Genomic DNA, 24,858 nt, shown 5'->3' with positions numbered 1-24,858 from the left:
GCTAAATAAAATGAAGTGTGCGGCTACAGCAGCGCTAACTGGCGCTGTACCGGCGCGAAGCTTTTGCGGTGCTCTGCCAGCGGCCCGTGGGCTTCCAGCGCTGCTAGGTGCTCTTTGGTGGGGTAACCCTTGTGGCGGGCAAACCCGTATTCAGGATAGCGCAGGTCTAGCTCTGCCATCTGCGAATCCCGTGCCACCTTGGCAAGAATAGAGGCGGCGGCAATGGCCGGATGGCGGGCATCGCCCTTCACCACGGCCTGGCCCGGCAGCGCGTGCCCCGGCAGCCGGTTGCCATCCACCAGCAAGTACTCGGCCTGGGGGAATAACGCATCCACCGCACGGCGCATGGCCAGGTGGGTAGCGTGGTAGATATTGAGCGAGTCGACCTCTTCCGCGCTCGCTTCCGCCACCGCAAAGGCCAGCGCACGCTCGCGAATCAGCCCATCCAGCGCCTCGCGCCTGCGGGCAGTGAGCTTCTTGGAGTCGGTTAAGCCGTCGATAGGTGCCTTGGGGTCAAGAATCACGGCGGCGGCCACCACGCTACCCACCAGCGGCCCGCGCCCGACTTCGTCAACCCCCGCCAGAAAATCTCCCGCATACTCCACCACGAGCGGCGGAAAGTCGGCTGGTTTAGTCGCCATCAGGTTTAGCCTCCAGCGGCTCGCCTGCGACCAGGGCGGTAATGGCCTGCGCGGCATGTTCGCTGGCATTACGCTGCAGCGTCGCATGCATTGCCGCAAAGCGCGCCTCCAGACCGTGGCGCATCTTGGCATCGCTAAGTAGCTGGCTTATTTGCTCGGCAATCGCTTCTGGTGTGGCCGCGTGCTGAATCAGCTCTGGCACCACGCTCTCCTGGGCAATCAGGTTAGGCAGCGAGATCCACTGGGTTTTCACCAGTCGTTTGGCAAGCCAATGGGTCGCGGGAGCCATTTTGTACGCCACCAGCATGGCACGGTGGCACAGCATGGCTTCCAACGCCGCCGTGCCGGAGGTAAGCAGTACCGCATCACTGGCTACCATCGCCTCACGGGCTTGACCGTCCAGCAGCGTTACCTGTTGGGCTAACGCGGGGTAGCCTGCCAGCAGCTCGCGCAGCTCTTGATAGCGCTGGGCGGTGGCCGCAGGAATCACCACCTGTAAGCCCACGTGGCGCTGGCACAGCAACGTGACCGCATCCAAGAACGTGGCGCCCATAAAGCGGATTTCGTTACCCCGGGAGCCGGGCAGCAGCGCTAGTACCGGCACGTCCGAGACCAACCCCAGCGCACGGCGGGCCGCGTCACGATCATTCTCCAGCGGCAGCTCGTCGGCAAGCGGATGTCCCACAAAGGCTACCGGCACCCGATGACGGTGGTAAAAATCCGCTTCAAAGGGCAGCAGCGTGAGCATGGCATCCACGGCTTTGGCGATCTTCTTCACCCGCCCCTGTCGCCATGCCCATACCGAGGGGCTAACGTAGTGGGCGGTGGTCACCCCAGCCTCCCGCAGCTGCTTCTCCAGGCCGATATTGAAGTCGGGGGCGTCGATACCGATCATGATATCCGGCTGCCAGACCAACGCCTCTTCGCGTAGGGTGCGGCGCACGCGGATCAATTCGGGAAGGTGCTTGAGCACCTCGACCAGCCCCATTACCGAGAGGGTTTCCAGAGGGAAGCGGCTAACTAGCCCTTGGGCTTCCATGCGGGGGCCGCCCATGCCGCGAAACTCCACGTGGGGATGCCGGTCGCGCAGCGCTTGCATCAGCCCAGCGCCGAGGATATCGCCGGAGAGTTCGCCTGCCACAAGGTATACGCGCTGCAGTGTCATAGTGACGGGAGAGCCGGTTGAATGAGTATTAGCGAACGATGCCGCGTGTTGAGCGCTCGATGGAGTCGGCGAACAGGGCAATTTCGGGTAAATCGAAGCGGCTACGCATCTCGCTAATTGCCTGCTCGACGGTTAGGCCTTGGCGATATACGAGTTTATAGGCCGTACCTAACGCGGCAATCGCTTCGCGGCTAAATCCACGGCGCTTCAGCCCCACCAGGTTAAGGCCTCGGGCTTCCGCCGGGTTGCCGTTAATCATCACATAGGCGGGCGTGTCTTTAGTGATAATCGAACCGCCGCCCGCCATCGCATGATCGCCAAAATGGCAGAACTGATGCACTGCTGACAAACCGCCCAAAATGGCATGGTCGCCCAGGGTGACGTGACCGGCCAACGTGACTTGGTTGGCTAAAATGCAGTCGTTACCGATCACACAGTCATGCCCAACGTGGACGTAGGCCATAAACAGATTGCGTGAGCCGATGGTAGTTTCGCTGCGATCTTGAACGGTACCGCGATGCAGCGTGACGCCTTCACGGATGACGTTATCGTCACCCATCACCAGGCGCGTTGGCTCGCCTGCGTACTTTTTGTCCTGGCAGTCTTCACCCACCGAGGCAAACTGAAAAATACGCGTGCGCTCGCCTAGCACCGTGGGGCCTTTCACCACTACATGGGGGCCAATGACGGAGCCGGCGCCAATCGTGACGCCTGGCCCGATAACGCTAAACGGGCCAACCTCAACGTCGTCAGCAAGCTGCGCTGCTGGGTCAACCAATGCTGTAGGATGTATCAAGCCACCTTCCTCTCGGCACAAATGATTTCCGCTTCGCAGGCTAGCTCGCCGTCCACCGTGGCACGGCAGGCAAATTTCCAAATACCGCGTTTACCGCGAATCACGTTCGCTTCCAGTTTCAACTGGTCGCCGGGCATCACTGGACGCTTAAAACGCACATTGTCGCTGCCAACAAGATAGTAAACGTAGCCATCGGCGGGCAGTTTGTTAACCGTTTTAAAGCCCAGGATACCGCACGCTTGCGCTAATGCCTCAATCACCAGAACACCCGGCATAATCGGGTGATGAGGAAAGTGGCCATTGAAAAACGGCTCGTTGATGCTGACATTTTTATACGCAACGATGGTTTCGCCCACGGTTAACTGCGTGACTCGATCCACCAGCAAAAAAGGATAGCGGTGGGGCAAGTATTCGCGAATTTCGTTGATATCCATAACCATCGTAACGACCTCTAAAATGACAAAAGGCCTGAGCAGTATCAGGCGCGCACCAGCACTCCCGCTGGTAAAAAGGCAGTGGATTATAACCTGCTGCTATTAAGCCTCAAGCCATCTGCCCGGTAATTCTTTCTTCGGGACGCAGCGCCTTATGTGCCACGCTGGTTTTTTTCCAGCCGTGCCAACCGTTTGGCAATATCGTCGAGCTGCTTAAAGCGCACGGCATTTTTACGCCATTGGGTATTACTCATGGCACCGGTGCCGGAGGAGTAGACGCCAGGCTCATGGATCGAGTTAGTCACCAGGCTCATACCGGTGACCTGGACACCGTCGCAGATGGTAAGGTGTCCCGATAATCCAACGCCACCGCCCAACATACAGTGCTTGCCCACCTTGGTGGAGCCTGCAATGCCGACACAGCCTGCCAATGCACTGTGGTCACCAATGGTGACGTTATGGGCAATCTGTACCTGGCTGTCGATTTTGACATCGTTGCCGATGATCGTGTCCCCCAGCGCGCCTCGGTCGATGCTGGAGCAGCTGCCAACTTCCACGTCGTCGCCGAGCACCACGCCACCGAGCTGGGCAATTTTATGCCAGCCTGCACCATCATGGGCAAACCCGAAACCGTCGCCGCCAATCACACAGCCGCTTTGCAGAATCCCCCGTTTACCCACGATCACACCGTGGCAAACGGTGACATTGGCGTGCAGCCGTGTATCGTCACCAATGACACAGTCGGCGCCAATCACGCTACCTGCCCCCACGACTACACGATCCCCCAGCACCACGCCTGGCTCAATTACTGCGTTAGCCTGTACGCATACGTCCACACCAAGAGTGACGCCCTCAGCAACCACCGCCGAAGGGTGGATACCGGGCACATCCCGCGCTGGTAGGGGGTCAAACAGTTGAGAGAGCTTGGCGTAGCCTAAATAGGGATTCTCCAGCTCCAGGCGCGGCACCGGACAGTTTTTTCCATGCTCGGGGTGCAGCAGCACCGCCGCCGCTTTTGTGTTGGCTAAATCTTTTAAGTACGCACGATTGGCGAGAAAAGCGACCTGATCCGGCGCTGCTTCCTTGAGCGTTGCCAAACCACGAATTGGCTGGTCGGCGTCGCCTTCGAAATCAACGTTCAGGTGACGTGCGATATCCGCAAGAGTGAGGTGATGAGAAGCGTGCGTCATGGGAGCCCAAGGAAGCAGTGGTGCGGCTAAGCCGCACCCGTCAACATTAAATTAGTTTAGCGAATCGAAAATCTGCGTGACTTCGTTGGTCACGTTGGGCAGGTCCGTCGAGGAGTGCAGCACGCCCTGAGGCTCTACCAGCACGTCAATGTTATGACGCTCTAGCACCTGCTCGACCGCCTGCTCCAGTTTGGCTTCTGCGCCCTGGAGGAACTGCTGCTCGGAAGCCTGCTGGGCCTGCAGCACTTCACGGCGTAGCTGCTCAAAGCGGCCACCCTTCTGCTGCAGCTCGGCAATCAGCGATTCGCGCTCGGACTGGGACATAGTCTCCCCTTCCTGCTGTAGGCGGGTTTGCAGCTGCTGCAGCTCACCGCCTAGCGCTTCCGCCTCGCGCTGTTGGCTGCCGATTTGCCCTTCCAGCTGACTCAATGACGCCTGGGCCGACTGGGTGTTCATCAACGCAGCGCGCCAGTCCAGAACAGCCACTTCGGCAGCATAGGCAGGCAGGGTCATCGCCCCGAGCAGACACACGGCAGCGGTCAGTTTACGCATCATAGCGAGACTCCTTATATTAGAACGTTTGACCCAGCGAGAACTGGAAGAACTGCGTATCGTCACCACTTTCGTCGTTTAGCGGCTCAGCCACGCTGAAGGTCAGCGGGCCAACGGGGGTTAACCAGGAGAGGCCGATACCGACACTGTAGCGCAGCTCACCCAGATCAACCCCTGAGCTACACTGCTGACGCTCGGCATCCGCTTCTAGTACGTCGTAGCACGAACTTAGGAAGGTGTTACCGGCATCCAGGAACAGAGAGGGCTGAACCGAGCGCTGATTTTCCACAAACGGCATGGGGAAGAGCACTTCGGCAGAACCTTCTACCAGAACGTTACCGCCCATTGTCCGGTCACGACCACCCTCGCGAGCAGGCGTGGTCCGCTCCCCCAAGGTATTGGAAGTAAAGCCACGCACCGAGCCTAAGCCACCCGCGTAGAAGTTCTCATAGAATGGGTAGGGGTCGTTACTTCCTAGGGTGTCGGCATAGCCGAGGTTGCCGCTAAACTTCAGCGCCCAGGTTTCATCGTCGTTCATCGGGAATAGCTGCTGAGCACGGGCCTGGAACTTGTAGTATTCCGCGTCGCTGCCCGGCACGCCGGTTTCCAGCGATACGCGCTGGTAGTTACCAGCGGTGGGCATAATGCCACGGTTCAGGTTGTTGCGCGTCCAGCTAGCGGTCAGCTTCAAGCTTTGTGCATTCTCGCCCTGATCTTCCACATAGCGACGGATCTCGGAGGCGGTGTCGAAGTAGGTCTTCACCGTGATCTCTTCAACGCTGGCACCAAAGTTCAGGCGGGACAGCTCGCTGATCGGGTAGCCAAAGTTGATACCGGCACCGTAGGCATCGGTCGAGAAGGTGGAAATATCCGAGTCGGCGTAGTCGGTTTCCCGGTAGAACAAGTTATAGCCACGGGAAATGCCGTCCAGCGTCCAGTAGGGGTCGGTAAAGGCGAAGTTGACGCTGGTAAAAGTATCACTGCGCTGGGCGCCAACGTTAACGCGGTTACCGGTACCCAGGAAATTGTTCTGGGCCAGCCCTACCCCGTAAATCACCCCGGCGCTTTGAGAGAAACCGACGCTGGCCGAGACCGAACCAGAGGGCTGCTCCTCCACGGTATAGGTGACATCCAGCATATCCGGCTCACCCGGAACCGGCTGGGTATCCACTTCTACCTGGCTGAAGAAGCCCAACCGCTCCAGGCGCTGACGCGACTGGGTGATCGACTCCGTGGAGGCAGGCGCGCCTTCTAACTGAATCATTTCACGCCGCAGCACTTCGTCCTGGGTGGTGGTGTTGCCGTAAAACTCGATGCGGCGCACGTAAGCACGCTGGCCAGGGTTGACGGCAATCACCAGGTCTACGGTTTCACCGTCATCTGCCATTTCAGGGACACCCTGAACATCGGCAAAGGCAAAGCCCTCTGCACCTAAACGCTGGCGCAGCGCTTCCGTGGAGGCATTGACCTCGCCCCGGGAGAAGATATCGCCGCTATTGATTTCCAGCAGGCTACGGGCTTCGTTCTCGCTGATCTGCAGATCCCCGGCAAAGCGGATGTCGCCCACGCGGTACTGATTGCCTTCATCAATATTCAGGGTAATGAAGATTTCCGATTTCTCGGGACCGATTGATACCTGGGTTGAGGTGACATCGAAGTTGACGTAACCACGGTCCAGGTAGAACGAGCGCAAGCGCTCAATATCTCCAGAGAGTGCTTCACGGGAGTACTCATCGTTGGAGAACCAGCCAAAAATGCGGCCGGGACGGTCATCTAACTCGAACACTTCGCGCAGGGTTTCATCATCGAAATCCTGGTTGCCGACAATATTGATCTGGCGGATCTTGGCGACTTCACCTTCGTTGATATTAATGTTGACCTGGACGCGGCCCTCATCAATTTCTTCCACCTCAACGTCGATACCTGCGCTGTAGCGCCCCTGGGACTGATACACCCCCTCTAGCTCCCGCTCAATCTCCTCAAGGGTGGAGAGCTGAAGCACCTGGCCTTCCGAGAGTCCCGACTCGCGCAGACCGTTGCGCAGGTCTTCATCAGAAATCTGGTCGTTGCCTTCGATATTCAGGCGCGCAATGGTCGGCCGCTCAACGACCTGGATCACCAGCACGTCGCCCTCCCGCGCCAGCGATACATCTTCAAACAGGCCGGTGGCGAACAGGTCCCGAGCGGCAGCGGCTAGCTGTTGCTCGTCAACGCGGTCATTCGCACTGACAGGGAACGCATTAAAGACCGAGGCGGCCGAAACCCGCTGTAGTCCTTCCACACGAATGTCTGAAACATCAAAGGATTGTGCTTGGGCGCCGCTGGCACCTACCAGCAAGAGAGCCGCCATTCCAAGGGTCTTGATTTTCATGCAGTCAGTTCGCTCGCGTTGGTCTGCCCGTCGATTAAGATAGGCACCATATACATTTGTGCAGGCAGATGACAAGGCATCCTGCGCGCTACACGCGTTATTACCACAGGCGCATCAAATCGAAATAGAGCGCCATTAGCATCAGGGTGCCAACCATGGCAAGCCCGATGCGTAGCCCTATCGCTTGTGTCTGCTCAGATACCGGCCGCCCACGCACGACTTCGACAAAATAGTAAAGCAGATGGCCGCCGTCGAGCACGGGAATAGGCAGCAAGTTCAGCACGCCTAAACTGATTGAAAGATACGCTAGAAAGCCCACAAAGGCTTCCACACCCGCACGCGCCGAGTCGCCAGAAATCTGCGCAATCGTAATCGGCCCCGACAGGTTAGAGGGGGAAATCAGCCCTACTAACATTTTGCGGATGGCATCCACCGTCAGCAGTACCATTTCACCGGTACGTGACAGCGCTTGGCCTACGGCCTCAATCGGCCCATAACGAATTTCGCGCTGCAGCGATTCAGGCCAGCTAAACGGCGCTGCACCTGCACCAATGTACCCAACCTCGGCACCACTCTCCAGCGTATTACGCCTCGGCGTGAGTGAAAGCGTTCCTGCGTCGCCATCGCGCTGATAGCCAACGCTGAGCGTCTCCCCTGCACTATCGCGGATCACCGCAACAAACTGCATCCAGTCATTGATAGGCTCGCCGTTAAGGGAAACGATGTGATCCCCCGGCCGGAGCCCAGCCTCCGCGGCGGCTTGCCCATCTACCACCTGGCCAAGCACAGCAGGCACGTCAGGCCGCCAGGGTGAAAAGCCAAGGCTCTGCAACGGCTGGGGTGGGTCCTGGCGAACCATATAGTTGCTGACCGGCAGCCGATAGCTGCGGGTGGCGCTGGCACCTTCCGGTGTCGCCTCAATGGTTAAATCGCCGCTGAAGCCAATCATAGAGACCAGCTTGAGGTTGATCTCCTCCCAGGAGCGCATGGCATCGCCCTGGATCGCGGTAATTTCGCTGCCCTGCTCCAGCCCCGCCTCTGCGGCGGGGGAGTTAGGCGTAATATCGCCGACCACGGGAGCTACGGTGGTTGTGCCCGCTACAAACAGGGCCCAGTAAGCCACAATGGCCAGTAGGAAGTTAGCGATGGGGCCTGCGGCCACAATGGCAATGCGCTGCCACACGGTTTTGCGGTTAAAAGCTTGATCAAGCTGCTCTTGCGGTACGGGCGCTTCGCGCTCGTCGAGCATCTTGACATAGCCGCCCAGCGGGATGGCAGCCACCGCAAACTCGGTGCCATGGCGGTCCACCGTTGTCCATAGCGGCTTGCCGAAACCCACCGAGAAGCGCAGCACCTTGACACCACAGCGGCGTGCAACCCAAAAGTGACCAAACTCGTGAAAGGTGACTAGCAGCCCCAACACGACGATGACGGCTAAAATATTCTGTATCAGGCCCACTTTTCACTCCTTTGTACAACACGCTGCTCAACGAAAGCTGAGGCTAGGCGGTTAACTGGCGTATGGTTAACGTGGCCTGCTCCCGCGCCCAGCGGTCCGCAGCAAGCACGCGCTCCAGGGAATCAGCCTGCCCTTGATATGGCATAGCCATCACCTTCGCAACAACGTTCGGTATCGCACCAAATGCGATGCCTCCTGACAAGAACGCTTCAACGGCGACTTCATTAGCAGCGTTAAGCACTGCCGGAGCAGCACCGCCTATCTGCATCGCCTCCCGCGCTAGGCGCAGGCAAGGGAAGCGCGTCTCATCCGGCGCTTCAAAGTCGAGCCGTGCGACTTGGAACAGGTCTAACGCTTCCACACCTGCATCAATACGCTCAGGCCAAGCCAGCCCATAGGCGATCGGAGTCCGCATATCGGGGTTACCCAACTGGGCAATGACAGAACCATCGTCATAGGCCGCCATGGAATGAATCACGCTTTGCGGATGAACAACGACCTGAATCTGCTCGGGGGCGGCGTCAAACAGCCAACACGCCTCAATGAGCTCAAGGCCTTTATTCATCAGCGTGGCGCTATCCACGGAAATCTTACGCCCCATGGACCAGTTAGGGTGGGCGCAGGCCTGCTCCGGCGTAGCGTTTGCAATATCGGCGGCCGACCAGCCGCGAAACGGCCCGCCCGATGCCGTCAGCAGCAGCTGTCGTACACCATGCTTTGCTAATCCACCGCGATGCTCGCTGGGTAGACACTGATAGATGGCATTATGTTCAGAATCGATGGGCAGCAAAGTAGCGCCAGAGCGGGCAACGGCATCCATAAACAGCGCACCGCTCATTACCAGCGCCTCCTTATTGGCCAGCAGTACGCGCTTACCCGCTTCGGCCGCCGCCAGCGAAGGCAGCAGGCCCGCTGCCCCCACGATAGCCGCCATCACGATATCTACCCCAGGTGCTCGGGCCACTTCGCAAAGTGCCCCCGCCCCCGCCATGACGACGGTATCTAGGCCTGCCTGAGACAGCGACTGCTGCAGCCACTGCGCGTCAGCCTCCTTATCCAGCACCGCGAACTGCGGAGCATGGGCTTTGCACTGGGCAAAAAGCGCCTCTTTCGAGGTATGCGCCGTTAGCGCATAAACGCGGTAGCGCTCGGGATGACGTGCAATCACGTCCAGCGTGCTTTTGCCGATAGAGCCGGTGGCGCCTAGCACGGTGACAAACTTGACGGAGGAGTGGCTCATAGCGCGCCCACCTGGAGAGGCAGTACCTGCAGATAGAACAGCGCAAAGATGGGAATGGCAGCCGTCAGGCTGTCGATACGATCCAGCACGCCACCGTGACCCGGCAATAACTGGCTGGAGTCTTTAATATTACGGTGGCGCTTCAGCATACTTTCAAGCAAATCGCCCAGCACGGAGATGAGGGTAACGACGGCAGTAATGACGACCAGTGCGACGCCCCCCATCGCTCCAAGGGGCTGCCAAATGGCAAACAGCAGCGCTAGCAGCGTCGTGGCAGCTAACCCACCATAGACACCCTCCCAGGACTTACCCGGGCTAACCCGTGGGGCGAGCTTGCGCTTTCCCCAGCGGCGCCCAGCAAAGTAGGCGCCGATATCGGCTGTCCAGACCAGCAGTAGTACAAACAGTAGCCACACCGCACCGCTCTCACGCAACACGTTAAAGCCTACCCAGCACGGCAACAGCACCCAAACGCCCATCAGCAGGCGGCGCGAGGTGGCTTGCCACTGCTGGCTGCTATCGGGGTAATGGGTCACCCAATAGAGGTTCAGCAGCCAACCGGCGGCTGCCAGCCACAAGGGCCAAACCGCAAAGGCGGCACCACTTAGCCACAGCAGCGCCATGAGCACCGCCATACCGGCCACCAGCGCTAAACGCGTACGCGCGGCGATAACGCCCGCTAAGTTTGTCCATTCCCAGGTACCTAACAGCACAATGAGCGCTGTAAAGAGCGCAAAGGCACCTCCCTGTAATCCAAACAGACCAATTAGCGTTACGGGGGCTAACCAGGCTGCGGTGATCATCCGCTGTTTAAGCACCTTGCGCCTCTATTTGTTCGTCGGTCATGCCAAAGCGGCGACGTCGTAAGCAAAAGTCGTCAAGCGCTTTGTCAAAAGCCGCCCCATCAAAATCTGGCCATAGCAGGGGCGAAAAGTGCAGTTCGGCGTAGGCCAGCTGCCATAGCATAAAGTTCGAGAGCCGCTGCTCGCCACTAGTACGAATACAAAGGTCCACGGGTGGCACCTGGTCAGTATTCATAGCGGCATCCAAGCGTGCCTCATCAATCGCCTCAGGTGCCAACTCACCGGCAGCAACCTGTTCGGCCAGCTGGCGCGCGGCCCTGGCAATATCCCACTGGCCGCCGTAATTGGCGGCAATCACCAGATGCAGCCCGGTATTATCTGCCGTCAGCGCTTCGGCGCGTTGGATGTGCTTTTGAATCGCATGGGAGAACCCGCGTTGCTCGCCAATGATCGTCAGGCGAATATTGCGCTCATTAAGCTTTTTGACTTCACGCTTGAGCGCCATCAAAAACAGCTCCATCAGCGCATTCACTTCAGCGGCGGGGCGCTTCCAGTTTTCGCTGGAGAATGCAAACAGGCTCAGCGTTTGAATGCCTCGCTCGGCCGCACGCTCAATCACCGCGCGCACGGCCTCAACACCTGCGCGATGGCCGCGTACACCCGAAAGCCCACGTGCCCGCGCCCAGCGGTTGTTACCATCCATAATGATAGCAACATGGGACGGCAGCGCTTCCTCGGATCGAGAAGGCGTCGTGCCGCCCGGCTGCTCTTGGGGAAGCTGCGGAGACGTCATGGGTTCTCGCACCAAAGATCAGTCATAAATAAGCCAAGCGATGGCCCACGGGCAGACGCGCCGCCCGTGGCTAAATGAACGCAGGGATTAAACCTGCATGAGATCCTGCTCTTTCGCGGCAAGTGCCTTGTCGATTTCGGCAATATACTTGTCGGTTAGCTTCTGGATTTCATCTTCACCCTGACGCTGATCGTCCTCGGTAATCTCTTTCTCCTTGAGCAGAGATTTGAAGTCACCGTTGGCGTCGCGGCGCACGTTACGTACCGCCACGCGGGCGGTTTCCGCTTCGCTGCGCGCCTGCTTGATATAGCCTTTACGCGTCTCTTCGGTCAGCATCGGCATCGGTACGCGAATCACGTTACCAGCGCTGGACGGGTTCAGGCCCAGGTCGGAGGTCATAATCGCTTTTTCGATTTTCGGCACCATGCCCTGCTCCCAGGGAGCGACGGTCAGGGTACGGGCATCTTCAACGTTCACAGAAGCTACTTGGTTCAGCGGCACCTGACCACCGTAATATTCAACAGTCACGGCATCCAGGATGCTGGGGTGAGCACGGCCCGTGCGGATTTTATTGAAGTTGCTGTGCAGCGCCTCAACGCTCTTCTTCATGCGAGACTCTGCATCTTTCTTGATGTCGTTGATCACGTTGTTACCCTCTGTCTATCAGCGTGCCTTCCTTGCCCCCAACCACGAGGTTAAGCAGGGCACCAGGCTTGTTCATATCAAATACCCGCACCGGCATATTATGGTCACGTACCAGGCAGATTGCGGTCAAATCCATTACGCCCAGCTTCTGGTCCAGAGCGTCGTCATAGGAGAGCTGGTCGTATTTTACGGCGTCGGGGTGCTTCACCGGGTCCTTATTGTACACGCCGTCCACCTTGGTGGCCTTGATGACAACGTCTACGTCTACTTCAATGCCGCGCAAACAAGCAGCAGAGTCGGTGGTGAAGAACGGGTTACCGGTGCCAGCCGAGAACAGCACCACGTCGCCCGACGTTAAATAGCGGATGGCAGTGCGGCGGTCATAGTGCTCCACCACACCGCTCATGGGAATCGCCGACATCACCCGGGAGCGAATATTGGAGCGCTCCAGCGCATCGCGCATGGCGAGGGCATTCATTACCGTTGCCAGCATTCCCATGTGGTCACCCGTGACCCGATCCATGCCGGCTTCATTCAGCGCCGCACCACGGAACAGGTTACCGCCACCGATCACAATCCCGACCTGCACGCCAATCCCGACCAGCTGGCCGATCTCCAGCGCCATGCGATCCAGCACTTTCGGATCAATACCAAAATCGTGCTCACCCATCAGCGCTTCGCCCGATAGCTTCAGCAAAATACGCTTGTACTTCGACTTTGATTTATCAATTTTAGTGGCAGCAGTAGGGGTAGGCTCTTGAACATCACGCGACATGGCATCTCTCCTGGGGCAGACCTGGGCACAGGTGGGCGAGGTAGCGCCTGTAATTTCACAGGGGCCGGATACACGAAGGCGTGCGCTCGCGCGCACGCCATCTTCTTGCTGGAACCTCTGACCTTAGCGACGGCCAGCCTGTTCCATAACTTCTTTAGCGAAGTCGACTTCTTCTTTCTCGATGCCTTCGCCCACTTCAAAGCGAGTGAAGCTGACCACTTCACCACCGGCTGCTTTGACGAATTCAGCAACGGACTGGTTCGGGTCTTTAACAAACGGCTGCTCGGTCAGGCTGTTCTCGGCCAGGTACTTCTTCAGGCGGCCTTGAACCATCTTCTCAGCGATCTGCTCAGGCTTACCGGCCATGTCCGGCTGGGCCAGGATGATTGCCTTCTCTTTGTCCAGCTGCTCTTGCGGCATATCGTCAGGATGGGCAACCGCCGGGTTGATCGCTGCTACGTGCATAGCAACGTCTTTAGCTGCTTCGCTGGTGCCGCCTTTCAGGACGGTCAGAACGCCAATGCGGCCGCCGTGAACGTATTCGCCCACTAGACCACTTTCAACGGCATTCACGACAACGGCACGACGCACGCCGATGTTTTCGCCGATTTTCTGAACCAGCTGCTCACGAGCGGATTCCAGATCACCCGCCATGACTGCGGCAACGTCTTCGTTTTTCGCTGCAAAGAACGCATCAGCAATCTTGTTAGCGAAGCCAATGAAGTTGTCGTCACGGGCAACGAAGTCGGTTTCAGAGTTGATTTCGACCATTACGCCGTAGCTGCCATCGTCCGCTACGCGAGTAACAACGGCACCTTCTGCAGCGGTACGACCCGCTTTCTTCGCGGCTTTAAGACCAGAGCTTTTACGCAGGTTTTCGATCGCGACTTCGATGTCACCGTCGGCTTCGGTGAGTGCTTTTTTACACTCCATCATGCCAAGACCGGTACGTTCGCGCAGTTCCTTAACCTGGGAGGCGCTGATAGCTGCCATGGGATTTCACCTCGGAAATGGTTCTAACTGAGAGTTAAACGCGCTACAGAGTATAAGCACGATAGATGACCGTTGCGTATCACTGTGCAGAGCGCTTGCCGGTATTGATCCGGCATGATCGGCCCACTTGGGCGAACCCGAAGCGGGAAAAAGGGGGCATAGGCCCCCTCTTAACACGATGCGGCTCACCTGCCCGCCGCACCACTGCAGCCTTACTCGGCGGCAGCGTTAGTGTCGGCGGAAGCGGCTTCTTCAGTCACTTCGACGAACTCGTCCGGACGACCTTCTTTCGCACGACCACACGCGTCGGCAATCGCCTTCACGTAGATCTGGATAGCGCGGATGGAGTCATCGTTACCCGGGATCACGTAATCAACGCCATCCGGGTTAGAGTTGGTATCTACCACGCCAATAACCGGGATACCCAGCTTGTTGGCTTCGTTGATCGCGATACGCTCGTGGTCAACGTCGATAACGAACAGTGCGTCCGGCAGGCCGCCCATGTTCTTGATACCGCCGATAGAACGCTCAAGCTTCTCTTGCTCACGCGTTGCCATCAAGACTTCTTTCTTGGTCAGCTTGTCAAACGTGCCGTCTTCGCGCATGGTTTCCAGGTCGCGCAGACGCTTGATAGACTGACGGATGGTCTTGAAGTTGGTCAGCATGCCGCCCAACCAGCGATGGTTGACGAACGGCTGGCCAACGCGATTCGCTTCTTCTTTGATGATCTTGCTAGCGCTGCGCTTGGTGCCAACAAACAGAATCTTGTTGTTGGATGCCGCCATCTTCTCGACCACGTCGATCGCTTCGTTCAGCGCCGGCAGGGTGTGCTCGAGGTTGATGATGTGAATCTTGTTGCGCGCGCCGAAGATGTATTTACCCATCTTCGGATTCCAGTACTTAGTTTGGTGACCGAAGTGAGCACCTGCTTTCAGCAGGTCACGCATATTAACGTGAGACATGGTAAAACTCCTGAAACTCGGGTTAGGCCTCCACGCACCCCATGGATCCGACCAGTAGCGCCGTCAAACGTCGCTAAAGGCACCCGGGACCATGTGCCGGTGCATGTGTGTTTTCAAGGCTTGCTGTTGTGCAACCCAGCAGCGCTGCGTTGCGATTTCGTTGCCCTTTCGCGCCGCACCAGCCAGTAAAGAAGCATTGGATGGCGATTGCAGGAAAGCGCGCGGCTTTATACCATAGATCATTGCCAAGATGAAGTCGCAGCCGCGTCTCGGCGCTCAATTTGCCGCTCATCACTTACCCAGAAGCCACATCGAGAATTCATGAACGTTCCTATCAAAACGCCTTCTGAAATCGAGAAAATGCGCGAAGCCGGTCGCCAGGCTGCCAGCGTTATCGAGATGATCACTCCCCACGTCAAAGCGGGTATTAGCACCGGCGAGATCGACCGCCTGTGCCACGAGTACATCGTTAACGAGTTAGGCTCTACTCCGGCACCGTTGAACTACCACGGCTTCCCCAAAGCGACCTGCACCTCTATTAACCATGTGGTATGCCACGGCATACCCGATGACGCCAAAAAGCTCAAAAACGGCGACATCATGAACCTGGACATCACCGTACGCACCCCCGATGGTTACCACGGCGATTCCAGCGTGATGTTCGTGATTGGCGACACCATCCAGGGGGAGCGGCTCTGCCGTATCACCCAGGAGTGCTTATATAAAAGCATTGAGTTGGTAAAGCCCGGTGTACACCTATCCGAACTCGCCCGAGTGATTCAGAAACACGCTGAGGCCCACGGCTATTCAGTAGTACGCGACTTCTGTGGCCACGGCATTGGTGCCGATTTCCACGAAGACCCGCAGTTCCTACACTACGACGGCTACGCGCCAGACGCGGATATCCGCTTGGAGGCGGGCATGTGCTTCACCATCGAGCCGATGATTAACGTGGGCGGCTACAAAACCAAAGTGTTGCGTGATGGCTGGACCGCCGTCACGAAGGATCGCAGCCTGTCGGCCCAGTGGGAGCATACCCTGCTCGTCACCGACACCGGCGTTGACGTGCTCACCGCACGCAGCGACGAAGACTTTAGTTTTCTGAACCGCTGATGCTTCTTCACCACTACCGGTTTGAGCCGGACACGTCGCTTTACGACCTTGACCGGTTTCGCAGCGAGCTTGCCGGGTCGCGCTCCCCCATCGCCCCATTCAAAGCCGCGCTGCGGGAAATACAGGCGCGTCTGGATGAGCAGTTCCGCGCTGGCGCCGATATTCGCGACTTGGTGCGCGGCCGGGCGTGGTATCTCGACCAGCTGCTCGCTATCGCCTGGGCACAGCACGCCTGGCCCGACGACGGCGTGGCGCTGGTGGCCGTGGGCGGCTACGGGCGCGGCGAGCTGCACCCCCACTCCGATATTGACCTACTGCTACTGCTCGAGCATGACGATGACACCCCCTACCGGGAGCCGCTGAGCGCTTTTATCACCTTCCTATGGGATATCGGCCTAGAGATTGGCCACAGCGTACGCTCGCTTAATGACTGCGAACGTGAAGCCGCAGCGGACGTGACGGTGATTACCAACCTGCTGGAGTCACGTCTGATCGCCGGGCCGGAAAGCCTGCGCGAGAAAATGCGTGAGCGTTTAAGCACACCCAACCTATGGCCCGCCGACCGCTTTTTCGAGGCCAAGTGGCAGGAGCAAATCGCCCGCCACTACCGCTACAACAACTCCGAGTACCACCTGGAACCCAATCTCAAAAGCTCCCCTGGTGGCCTGCGCGATATCCAGATGATTGGTTGGGTCGCTAAGCGCCACTTCGGCACCGAGCAGTACACCGATATTGTCGCCAACGGCTTTATGAATGATGCCGAGCTACGCATTCTTAGCCAGGGCCAAGCATTTCTTTGGCAGGTGCGCTACGCCCTGCACATGCTAACCGGACGCGCCGAGGACCGGCTGCTGTTTGATCATCAGCGCACCATTGCCGAGATGTTCGGCTTTAAAGATACCCCCGAGCGGCTCGCGGTCGAGCAGTTCATGAAACGCTACTACCGCCACGTGACGGCCCTCGCCGGGCTCAACGATATGCTGCTACAGCACTTCGACGAAGTGATTTTGCGCGGCAAGGAGTCGTTGGAAACCGTTAAGCTGAACGAACGCTTTGAAACCAAGGGCGGCTATATCCAGGTGCGCTCCCGTAACCTGTTCCGCGAGCGCCCGGCGGCCATGCTGGAACTCTTCCTGCTGATGGCCAAGCACCCGGAAATCGAAGGGGTACGCGCCGACACCATTCGGCTGATTCGTGACCACCGCCACCAAATCGATGACCACTACCGGGAAGACCCACGCCACCAGCGGCTGTTTATGGCCATTATGCGCGCGCCGGGTAACGTCCCCCGCCAGCTGCGGCGTATGAACCGCTACGGCATCCTCGGCAAATACCTGCCGGAGTTTGGCCGCGCGGTGGGGCTGATGCAGCACGATCTGTTCCATATCTATACGGTGGATGCCCACACCCTGCGCCTGTTGAAGTTTCTTCATGGCTTCCGCAAACCGGATGCCAAGGTTGACTTCCCTGTGGCAGCCGCCTTGATCCATCAACTGCCCAAGCTGGACCTGCTGTGGATTGCCGGCCTGTTCCACGATATCGGCAAAGGGCGTGGTGGCGACCACTCAGAAATCGGCGCGCGGGATGTCGAGCAGTTCTGCCAACGCCACCACATCTCCCAGCACGACACTAATTTAGTCAGCTGGCTGGTGGAGCATCATCTGCTGATGTCCATGACCGCCCAGAAGCGCGATATCAGCGACCCGGACGTGATCCGCGACTTCGCCCTCATCGTGCGCGACGAAACCCGCCTGGACTACCTCTACGTGCTCACCGTCGCTGACATCAACGCCACCAACCCCACGCTGTGGAACGGCTGGCGGGCGTCGCTGCTGCGCCAGCTCCATGCGGAAACCAAACGCGCCCTGCGGCGCGGCCTGAAAAACCCACCGGACCGCGACGACTGGGTGCGCGAAACCCGCACCGAAGCACGCTCGCTGCTGCAAACGGTGGGGGTTGATAGCACCCAAATCGACCAGCTGTGGGAGTCTCTGGGCGAGGATTACTTCCTGCAGTACGCGCCCAGCGAGATTGTCTGGCAAACCCAGGGCATCCTGAACCACCAGCCCTCCCCGCTACCGCTGGTGCTGATCAGCGCCCCCACTACCGATATGGCCGAGGGCGGCACCAAGGTGTTTATCCACACCCGCTCGGTGGATGACCTGTTCGCCGCCACCGCCGCTGCCATGGAGCAGCTGGGGCTCTCAATTCACGATGCCCGCATTGCTACTTCCCACAACGACTGGACGCTCAACACCTTTATCGTGCTGGATAGCCACGGCCAGCCGATTCGCGATCCGGAGCGCATTGAAGAGATGCGCCAGCACTTGGTAGAAGAGCTGGATGACCCGGATGACTATCCAGAAATCGTCACTCGACACACGCCGCGCCAGCTCAAGCACTTCAAAGTGCCCACCGAGGTGGTCATTGAGCAGGACCCGGCCAACGAGCGCACCCTGCTGGAACTGACCGCCCCCGACCGCCCCGGCCTGCTGGCCCGGGTAGGGCGCATCTTTATGGAGCAGGATATCGCCCTCTCCGCGGCCAAGATCGCCACGCTGGGCGAGCGGGTGGAGGACGTTTTCTTCATCACCACCAAGGCAGGCGAGCCGCTCACCGACCCCGAACGCCAGCAGCAGCTCCGCGAACGGCTGATTGAGGTATTGGGGGTTTAACCTAGAAAGTAGGCACACCCTGGTGGTTAGGTTTGAGCCTGCCCCAGGGCTTGCCTATAATCGGCGATTCGATAAATTAAATGGTTTTGCCCACAGTTCCCGCCCTTACGCTCTCAACGGACGCGCCATGAACCCTGATCTCAACGCCCTACACCCCTATCCGTTTGAAAAGCTGGCCGCCCTCAAAGCGACGCTTACGCCCCCGGCGGGACTGGCGCATATACCGCTGACGATTGGCGAACCCCAGCACGCCCCCTACCAAGGCGCACTGGAGGCGCTCATCGCCCACCAGTTAGAGATGGCCCGCTACCCGGCCACCAACGGCCTTCCCGCCCTACGCGACGCGATTGCGACCTGGGCCACCCAGCGCTTCCAACTGGCGGGATTGGATGCCGAGCGCCAGGTGCTGCCGGTGAACGGCACCCGCGAAGCCATCTTCGCCTTTGTACAGGCCGCGCTGGACCGCACCCGCCCCGCTAAAGTGGCCGTGCCCAACCCCTTCTACCAGATTTACGAAGGCGCCACCCTGCTGGCAGGCGGCGAGCCACTCTACCTAGACTGCACCGCCGAGAACGGCTTCCGCCCCGATTTTTCAGCGGTCAGCGCCGACACCTGGCGCGACGTACAGATCGTGTTTATCTGCTCGCCGGGCAACCCCACCGGCGCCGTCACCCCGCTGGCCGAGTTCAAACAGCTGATTGCCCTGGCCGACGAGCACGACTTCATCATCGCCTCCGACGAGTGCTACTCCGAACTCTATCTGGACGAGAACACGCCACCGCCAGGGCTTTTGCAGGCCTGCGCCGAGCTTGACCGCGATGACTACCGCCGCTGCGTGGTGTTCCATTCGCTCTCCAAGCGCTCCAACCTACCAGGGTTGCGCTCTGGCTTTGTGGCGGGGGATGCGGACCTATTAGCCCCGTTTAAGCGTTACCGCACCTACCACGGCTGCGCCATGTCCTTGCCGCTGCAGCACGCTTCGATAGCGGCTTGGCAGGATGAAAACCACGTGCGGGCCAACCGCGACGCCTACCGCGAAAAATTCAGCGCGGTGACGGATGTGCTTGCCCCGGTGATGGAGTTCCCCACTCCAGAAGCAAGCTTCTACCTCTGGCCAGCGGTACCTGGCGGGGACGATATCGCCTTTACCCAGCGGCTGTTCAGCGAACAGCACGTCAGCGTACTGCCCGGCAGCCTCATGGGCCGCCCGGGGCAAAACGGCCAGAACCCAGGCGCGGGTCGGCTACGCTTAGCCTTAGTAGCGGAGCTTGAGCCGACGCTAGAAGCGGCCAAGCGCCTTCGCCAACTGGTCGAACGCGGCTAGCGCACCGCGCCGCATAAGACGACGAAAGGAGGCTGTATGCTGACGCTCTATATCATTAGCACCTGTGATACCTGCCGCAAAGCGCGCAAAGCACTGGATGAGAAAGCGCTGCTGTATAAAACCCACGACCTGCGTAAAGATGGCCTTTCCGCCGCGCTGTTAGAGCACATCCTAAATCGCGTCCCGCTGGTGGAGGTGATCAATAAACGCAGTAAAACCTGGCGCGACCTCTCCGACGAAGAGAAAGACTACGATGCCAACTCTGCGCGCCAGCTACTGCTCAAATACCCCACGCTGCTAAAACGGCCGCTGCTAGAGCTAGATGACGGCTCCATACTGATCGGCTATCGCGACGGCGATTACGACAAGCTAAGTGGCTAACCCTTACTCATTATTTGCAACCAACCTCTAAGGAATACGCGTTATGCTGAGCTTTGCGCTTGGAATCGGCACCCAAAACACCCAGGGCGACTGGCTGGAGATCTACTACCCGGCACCGTTACTCAACCCGGATGAGAGCCTGATCGCAGCGGCCAAGGAAGCCCTGGACGCACCCGCTGGCAACGCCCCGGTGAGCTTCCTGCCGGAAGACTGCACGCGCCTGGCCAAAGCGCTGGAAGCGGCAGGCCACTCCGAGCAGGCGGCGCTTGCTGAGTCGTTTGCCGCTAGCCAGCGCCCGCTGGTGGCGATGTTCCTGGAGTCCGACCAACCGCCGCAAACCGCGCCTGAAGTGTACCTGAAGCTACACCTGCTCTCGCATCGCCTGGTGAAGCCCCACGGCCTGGACCTGACCGGCATGTTTGGCCTGCTGCGTAACATCGCCTGGACCAACGAAGGCGCCATCGATATCGAAGAGCTGCCCGCCCGTCGCCTCAAGGCGCGCTTGGCTGGCCGCACGCTATCCGTCGACTGCGTGGACAAATTCCCCAAAATGACCGACTACGTGGTGCCCACCGGCATCCGCATTGGCGACACCGCCCGCGTACGCCTGGGCGCTTACCTGGGCGAAGGCACCACGGTCATGCACGAAGGCTTTGTCAACTTCAACGCAGGCACCGAAGGTCCCGGCATGATCGAAGGGCGTATTTCCGCAGGCGTGATGGTCGGCAAAGGCTCCGACCTCGGCGGCGGCTGCTCGACCATGGGCACGCTCTCCGGCGGTGGCAATATTGTCATCAAAGTGGGTGAAGGCTGCCTGATTGGTGCCAACGCCGGTATCGGCATTCCGCTTGGCGACCGCTGCACCGTCGAAGCAGGGCTCTACATTACTGCCGGATCCAAAGTGACGCTGCTGGATGACCAGGGTCAGGAAGTGAACACCGTCGCCGCCCGCGAACTGGCCGGCCAAGACGACCTGCTGCTACGCCGCAACTCGCAGAATGGCCGCATCGAATGCCTGACCAATAAAAGCGCCATTGCGCTGAACGAGGCGCTACATGCCCATAACTGAGCCTGAAGCACTGTCACCCACGCTCACGCTAGCATTTGAACTGCTTAGCCGGGCATCGGTGACGCCAGATGACGAAGGCTGCCAGGACCTGATGATCGAGCGCTTAACGGCGCTCGGTTTCCATATTGAGCAGCTGCCGTTTGGCGATGTGAAAAACTTTTGGGCGGTACGCGGCCACCACGGCCCGGTGATCGCGTTTGCTGGGCACACCGACGTAGTGCCCAGCGGGCCGCATACCAGTTGGCAATACCCTCCTTTTGAGCCATGCATTGACGACCAAGGAATGCTCTGCGGGCGTGGCGCAGCGGATATGAAGGGTAGCCTCGCCGCCATGCTGACAGCGGTGGAGCGCTTCGTCGAACGCCATCCAGATCACGATGGCCGCATTGCGTTTTTGATTACGTCTGACGAGGAGGGGCCGGCGGTAGACGGCACTCGCGCCGTGGTTGAGCATCTACGCGAGCGCAATGAGCGTCTGGATTACTGCATCGTGGGCGAACCCTCTTCCACCTCGCGTTTGGGCGATGTCATCAAAAACGGGCGCCGTGGCTCGCTGGGCGGTGTGCTGCATGTGCAGGGTGTGCAGGGCCACGTGGCCTACCCACACCTGGCACGCAACCCCATCCACCAGGCCATGCCGGCCCTGGATGCACTCGTCAACGAGCACTGGGATGCAGGCAACGACTTCTTCCCCGCTACCAGCTTCCAGATTTCCAACTTCCGCGCAGGCACCGGCGCAACTAACGTTATCCCCGGCGAAGTGGAAGTCGTGTTTAACTTCCGCTACTCAACGGAAGTCACCCACGCAGAGCTAAAAGCGCGCACCGAAGCGATTTTGGATAAGCATGGCCTTGAGTACCACATTGACTGGACGCTGAACGGTGAACCGTTCCTCACCGCCGAGGGCGAGTTGGTAGACGCCGCGATTCGTGGTGTCGAAGCCGTTACCGGCGAGCGCCCGCAGCTCTCCACCAGCGGCGGCACCTCGGATGGGCGCTTTATTGCGACCCTAGGCGCGCAGGTGGTAGAACTGGGCCCGCTCAATGACACCATTCACAAGGTGAACGAGCGCGTACGTGCCAGCGACCTGGATGCGTTGAGCCGTATCTACGAAGCAACCCTTCAAGCGCTACTGACCAACAACGAGGTACGCGTATGATGGAGCGGTTTCCGGATATCGAAGTGTATCTGGCAAAGGCCATGCTGGATGATATTAACGCCTGGCTGGAAGCGGTGCTGAACGCACCGCCGCTTACCCCGGCAGGCAAAGGCAAGTGGAAAACCCGTGGCCACCACCAGGGCGATAGCGTCCCGGTACTGCTGGTAGATAACGCTGCCGATGGCTTCGCCAGCCTTTGGTTCGATAGCGCCCATACCCCGTGGCACACCGACCAGGAGTGCGCCCAGCACGCCGCTGAGGCGCTGCAGGTCGAAGTCCGCTGCTCCCTGGGGGGCTGGCACCCCGGCGATGACCCAGACCGTTTCTGGCAAGTGCTGCCCGGCGGCCAGGAGAAAGCCATCGAATGGCCGGATTCAGGTCGTTAATATCGGGTAGGGGCCGGGGTCACCCTCGGCGCCCTCCCACACCACCGTACGTACGGTTCCGTATACGGCGGTTCATGCAGAACGTTTAAGCCATCTTACCGTATCCAGTACCGAGATCAGACCCTGGTCATTAAACCACTTTCTCGGGAGAGCCTGGTTCATGTGCGATGCCCCGGCATTCCACCAGGGGCCTCGCCCATTACCCGCCGATTTCCAGGCACGGTACGCGTCCAGCCCCAGCCCCCGAAGTTTCCGGCGCCGGGTCACTGGGCGTTTCCATTGCCGCCAGATTAGGCCACGTAAGTGGCGACGTATCCATTGATCCAGCGCTTCCAAGGGCCGTTTCACTTCAACAAGGCTGAAGTAGTTGGCCCATCCACGCAGGACTGGCCCCAACCCGTCGATTATCCGTTGGATGTTGCGCCCCCTGCCACGCTTCAGGATCTCACGCACCCGCTGCATCATGCGCTTCAGACTGGTCTTGGCCAGCGTCAGTTTCGACTGTTTGTGCCAAGTAAGACGGTAGCCCAGATAGCTGCGTTTCCATGGCCGATCCACCGCACTTTTGGCCCGATTGACCGTTAGCCGAAGTGAGCTCTCGAGATACTCACTCAGGCTTGCCATGACACGTTCTCCCGCCCGCCGACTGTTGACGTACACCTGCACGTCATCGGCGTAGCGGCAGAAGCGGTGGTCTCGGCGCTCCAGTTCCTTGTCCAGGTCATCCAGCAGGATATTCGCCAGTAGCGGGCTGAGCGGCCCGCCTTGGGGCGTCCCCTGCCGTCTCGGCGTGGGCAAGCCGTGCTGGAACATGCCCGCCACCAGATAGCGACGGATCAGGCGAAGCACGCGTTTGTCGTCAACGCGCCGCGCGACCCGTGCCATCAGCAGATCGTGGTTCACTCGGTCGAAGAAGGCTTCCAGGTCAAGGTCGACCACCCAGCGGTGGCCAGCGGTGACGTGGGCCTTCATGGCCGAGACGGCCTGCTTAGCGCTGCGCTTAGGGCGGTAACCGTAACTCGACGCGGAGAAGGCCGGGTCGAAGAGCGGCATGAGTGCCTGTGACAGCGCCTGCTGGATCAGTCGGTCAGTGACCGTGGGCATTCCGAGCTGCCGCACTCCACCTTTTGGCTTGGGGATCGTGGCGGCTCGGATCGGGCTGGGGTGATACGCATCGGCCAACAGCCGCTCGCGCAGCGTTGGCCAGTGCTGCTTTAGGTGGCTAGCCAACTGATGCACCGTCATGCCATCAACACCTGGTGCACCTTTGTTGGCAACCACCTTACGGTAAGCCCGCTGCATGTTCTCCGGGTCAACGACCCGTTCCATCAGCGAGGCTGACTCCGCTTTCGTCCACGATAGCGACGCCGGGACCGTCTCGACGCTCACCGGCCGGGGCCCGGAGTTCTGCTCCTGCCCCTCTGGGTGAGTGACGGTAGCAGCGTCATAGTCTGTCTTCATGATCGATCCTCGAGACGTTATCGCCTACTCGCGGTTCTTCATGTTCGGCCCTTGGTGCCGCGGTGAACCGGCACTTACTATGGCCTCGGCTGACGTCTGGTGGTTCATCCCGCCGTCTCTCGACGTCGGTAGCCCGTGGCAAACCACCAGACCTCCCAGGGTAAGACGCGCGACCTTCCCGCTTATGCCTGTCGGATATACATCATGGCGTTCCGTGCAAGTATTGGGCTTTGATGATTATGGCCATCTCACCCCGCCATAACGCCTCGTATCCGCTTCCTGTTCGTCAGGCCAACGTTTTGCCTCGGGCTGCCTTCAGATTCTCCCTCGCGAGAGACACCCTTGCCGTCGGCTAGCACTTCCCCTTACCGGGCGTGCAGGGGACTTTCACCCCCAAGTCATCCTGAGGCACCACCCTCAGGAACAGCGCCAGTCACGGCGCTGCGCGCCATGCCTGGCGCACCATAAAAA

The 24,858-nt window shown here is 59.3% G+C and carries 23 protein-coding genes; 7 read left to right on the top strand and 16 right to left on the bottom strand.

Translation table 11 applies throughout. The features are described 5' to 3' along the window. Window positions 1-23: 23 nt before the first annotated feature. The 15 genes from rnhB to rpsB all read right to left on the bottom strand — a co-directional run bounded on the left by rnhB (window position 24) and on the right by rpsB (window position 14,819). Complete coding sequence (gene rnhB / locus LG300_RS01875) at window positions 24-641, bottom strand: ribonuclease HII (protein WP_404376721.1); 618 nt, start codon at window positions 639-641, stop codon at window positions 24-26. After that, window positions 631-1,806 (bottom strand): lipid-A-disaccharide synthase, encoded by a 1,176-nt coding sequence (gene lpxB / locus LG300_RS01870; protein WP_404376720.1) that lies wholly within the window; start codon window positions 1,804-1,806, stop codon window positions 631-633. Before lpxB ends, rnhB begins: the two co-directional genes overlap by 11 nt. 28 nt (window positions 1,807-1,834) lie before the next feature. Further along, window positions 1,835-2,602 (bottom strand): acyl-ACP--UDP-N-acetylglucosamine O-acyltransferase, encoded by a 768-nt coding sequence (gene lpxA / locus LG300_RS01865; RefSeq protein ID WP_404376719.1) that lies wholly within the window; start codon window positions 2,600-2,602, stop codon window positions 1,835-1,837. After that, window positions 2,599-3,042 carry a 3-hydroxyacyl-ACP dehydratase FabZ gene (gene fabZ / locus LG300_RS01860; protein WP_404376718.1) on the bottom strand — a complete coding sequence of 148 codons (444 nt, stop codon included), beginning with the start codon at window positions 3,040-3,042 and terminating at the stop codon, window positions 2,599-2,601. Before fabZ ends, lpxA begins: the two co-directional genes overlap by 4 nt. A 146-nt stretch (window positions 3,043-3,188) precedes the next feature. Then, window positions 3,189-4,226 carry a UDP-3-O-(3-hydroxymyristoyl)glucosamine N-acyltransferase gene (lpxD, locus tag LG300_RS01855; RefSeq protein WP_404376717.1) on the bottom strand — a complete coding sequence of 346 codons (1,038 nt, stop codon included), beginning with the start codon at window positions 4,224-4,226 and terminating at the stop codon, window positions 3,189-3,191. Between the two features lie 51 nt (window positions 4,227-4,277). After that, complete coding sequence (locus LG300_RS01850; protein WP_404377961.1) at window positions 4,278-4,778, bottom strand: OmpH family outer membrane protein; 501 nt, start codon at window positions 4,776-4,778, stop codon at window positions 4,278-4,280. Between the two features lie 19 nt (window positions 4,779-4,797). Continuing rightward, complete coding sequence (bamA, locus tag LG300_RS01845; RefSeq protein WP_404376716.1) at window positions 4,798-7,149, bottom strand: outer membrane protein assembly factor BamA; 2,352 nt, start codon at window positions 7,147-7,149, stop codon at window positions 4,798-4,800. A 100-nt stretch (window positions 7,150-7,249) separates the two neighbouring features. Next, complete coding sequence (rseP, locus tag LG300_RS01840; protein ID WP_404376715.1) at window positions 7,250-8,608, bottom strand: RIP metalloprotease RseP; 1,359 nt, start codon at window positions 8,606-8,608, stop codon at window positions 7,250-7,252. Window positions 8,609-8,651: 43 nt separating this feature from the next. Beyond that, the gene (ispC, locus tag LG300_RS01835) at window positions 8,652-9,848 is read right to left on the bottom strand and encodes a 1-deoxy-D-xylulose-5-phosphate reductoisomerase (protein WP_404376714.1); all 1,197 of its coding nucleotides are present in this window, start codon (window positions 9,846-9,848) and stop codon (window positions 8,652-8,654) included. After that, a complete protein-coding gene (locus LG300_RS01830) occupies window positions 9,845-10,666 on the bottom strand; it encodes a phosphatidate cytidylyltransferase (RefSeq protein WP_404376713.1) in 822 nt (273 codons plus the stop codon). Before LG300_RS01830 ends, ispC begins: the two co-directional genes overlap by 4 nt. Next, entirely contained in the window at window positions 10,659-11,444 is a 786-nt protein-coding gene (uppS, locus tag LG300_RS01825) for a polyprenyl diphosphate synthase (protein ID WP_404376712.1), read from the bottom strand. The genes LG300_RS01830 and uppS overlap by 8 nt, the downstream gene beginning before the upstream one ends. 87 nt (window positions 11,445-11,531) lie before the next feature. Then, window positions 11,532-12,089 (bottom strand): ribosome recycling factor, encoded by a 558-nt coding sequence (gene frr, locus LG300_RS01820; protein ID WP_404376710.1) that lies wholly within the window; start codon window positions 12,087-12,089, stop codon window positions 11,532-11,534. A gap of 4 nt (window positions 12,090-12,093) precedes the next feature. Continuing rightward, entirely contained in the window at window positions 12,094-12,864 is a 771-nt protein-coding gene (gene pyrH / locus LG300_RS01815) for a UMP kinase (RefSeq protein WP_404376709.1), read from the bottom strand. Between the two features lie 123 nt (window positions 12,865-12,987). Continuing rightward, the gene (gene tsf / locus LG300_RS01810) at window positions 12,988-13,857 is read right to left on the bottom strand and encodes a translation elongation factor Ts (RefSeq protein WP_404376708.1); all 870 of its coding nucleotides are present in this window, start codon (window positions 13,855-13,857) and stop codon (window positions 12,988-12,990) included. 212 nt (window positions 13,858-14,069) lie between these two features. Next, the gene (gene rpsB / locus LG300_RS01805) at window positions 14,070-14,819 is read right to left on the bottom strand and encodes a 30S ribosomal protein S2 (protein WP_404376707.1); all 750 of its coding nucleotides are present in this window, start codon (window positions 14,817-14,819) and stop codon (window positions 14,070-14,072) included. Between the two features lie 321 nt (window positions 14,820-15,140). On the opposite strand from rpsB, the gene map reads away from it, so the two are divergent. From map to LG300_RS01770, 7 genes are all read left to right on the top strand, one after another. Then, a complete protein-coding gene (gene map / locus LG300_RS01800) occupies window positions 15,141-15,932 on the top strand; it encodes a type I methionyl aminopeptidase (RefSeq protein ID WP_404376706.1) in 792 nt (263 codons plus the stop codon). Then, complete coding sequence (locus LG300_RS01795) at window positions 15,932-18,607, top strand: [protein-PII] uridylyltransferase (RefSeq protein ID WP_404376705.1); 2,676 nt, start codon at window positions 15,932-15,934, stop codon at window positions 18,605-18,607. The genes map and LG300_RS01795 overlap by 1 nt, the downstream gene beginning before the upstream one ends. A 127-nt stretch (window positions 18,608-18,734) precedes the next feature. Next, window positions 18,735-19,931 (top strand): succinyldiaminopimelate transaminase, encoded by a 1,197-nt coding sequence (dapC, locus tag LG300_RS01790; protein ID WP_404376703.1) that lies wholly within the window; start codon window positions 18,735-18,737, stop codon window positions 19,929-19,931. A 36-nt stretch (window positions 19,932-19,967) separates the two neighbouring features. Next, window positions 19,968-20,312 carry a Spx/MgsR family RNA polymerase-binding regulatory protein gene (locus LG300_RS01785; protein WP_404376702.1) on the top strand — a complete coding sequence of 115 codons (345 nt, stop codon included), beginning with the start codon at window positions 19,968-19,970 and terminating at the stop codon, window positions 20,310-20,312. 43 nt (window positions 20,313-20,355) lie between these two features. Then, entirely contained in the window at window positions 20,356-21,381 is a 1,026-nt protein-coding gene (gene dapD, locus LG300_RS01780; protein WP_404376701.1) for a 2,3,4,5-tetrahydropyridine-2,6-dicarboxylate N-succinyltransferase, read from the top strand. Next, window positions 21,368-22,540 (top strand): succinyl-diaminopimelate desuccinylase, encoded by a 1,173-nt coding sequence (dapE, locus tag LG300_RS01775; protein WP_404376700.1) that lies wholly within the window; start codon window positions 21,368-21,370, stop codon window positions 22,538-22,540. Before dapD ends, dapE begins: the two co-directional genes overlap by 14 nt. Further along, window positions 22,537-22,926, top strand: a complete 390-nt coding sequence (locus LG300_RS01770; protein WP_404376699.1) for a hypothetical protein — start codon at window positions 22,537-22,539, stop codon at window positions 22,924-22,926. The genes dapE and LG300_RS01770 overlap by 4 nt, the downstream gene beginning before the upstream one ends. Before the next feature lie 72 nt (window positions 22,927-22,998). Here the strand turns inward: LG300_RS01770 and ltrA are convergent, their stop codons facing one another. Then, window positions 22,999-24,387: a group II intron reverse transcriptase/maturase gene (gene ltrA, locus LG300_RS01765; protein ID WP_404376698.1), complete on the bottom strand. Its 1,389-nt coding sequence runs from the start codon at window positions 24,385-24,387 to the stop codon at window positions 22,999-23,001. Between the last annotated feature and the right edge of the window lie 471 nt (window positions 24,388-24,858).

This window comes from Vreelandella aquamarina (genome assembly GCF_044805175.1).
Classification (GTDB): Bacteria; Pseudomonadota; Gammaproteobacteria; order Pseudomonadales; family Halomonadaceae; genus Vreelandella; species Vreelandella aquamarina_B.
The sequence above is the reverse complement of the archived record's forward strand: the minus strand, read 5'-3'. Positions and strand labels throughout refer to the sequence as shown.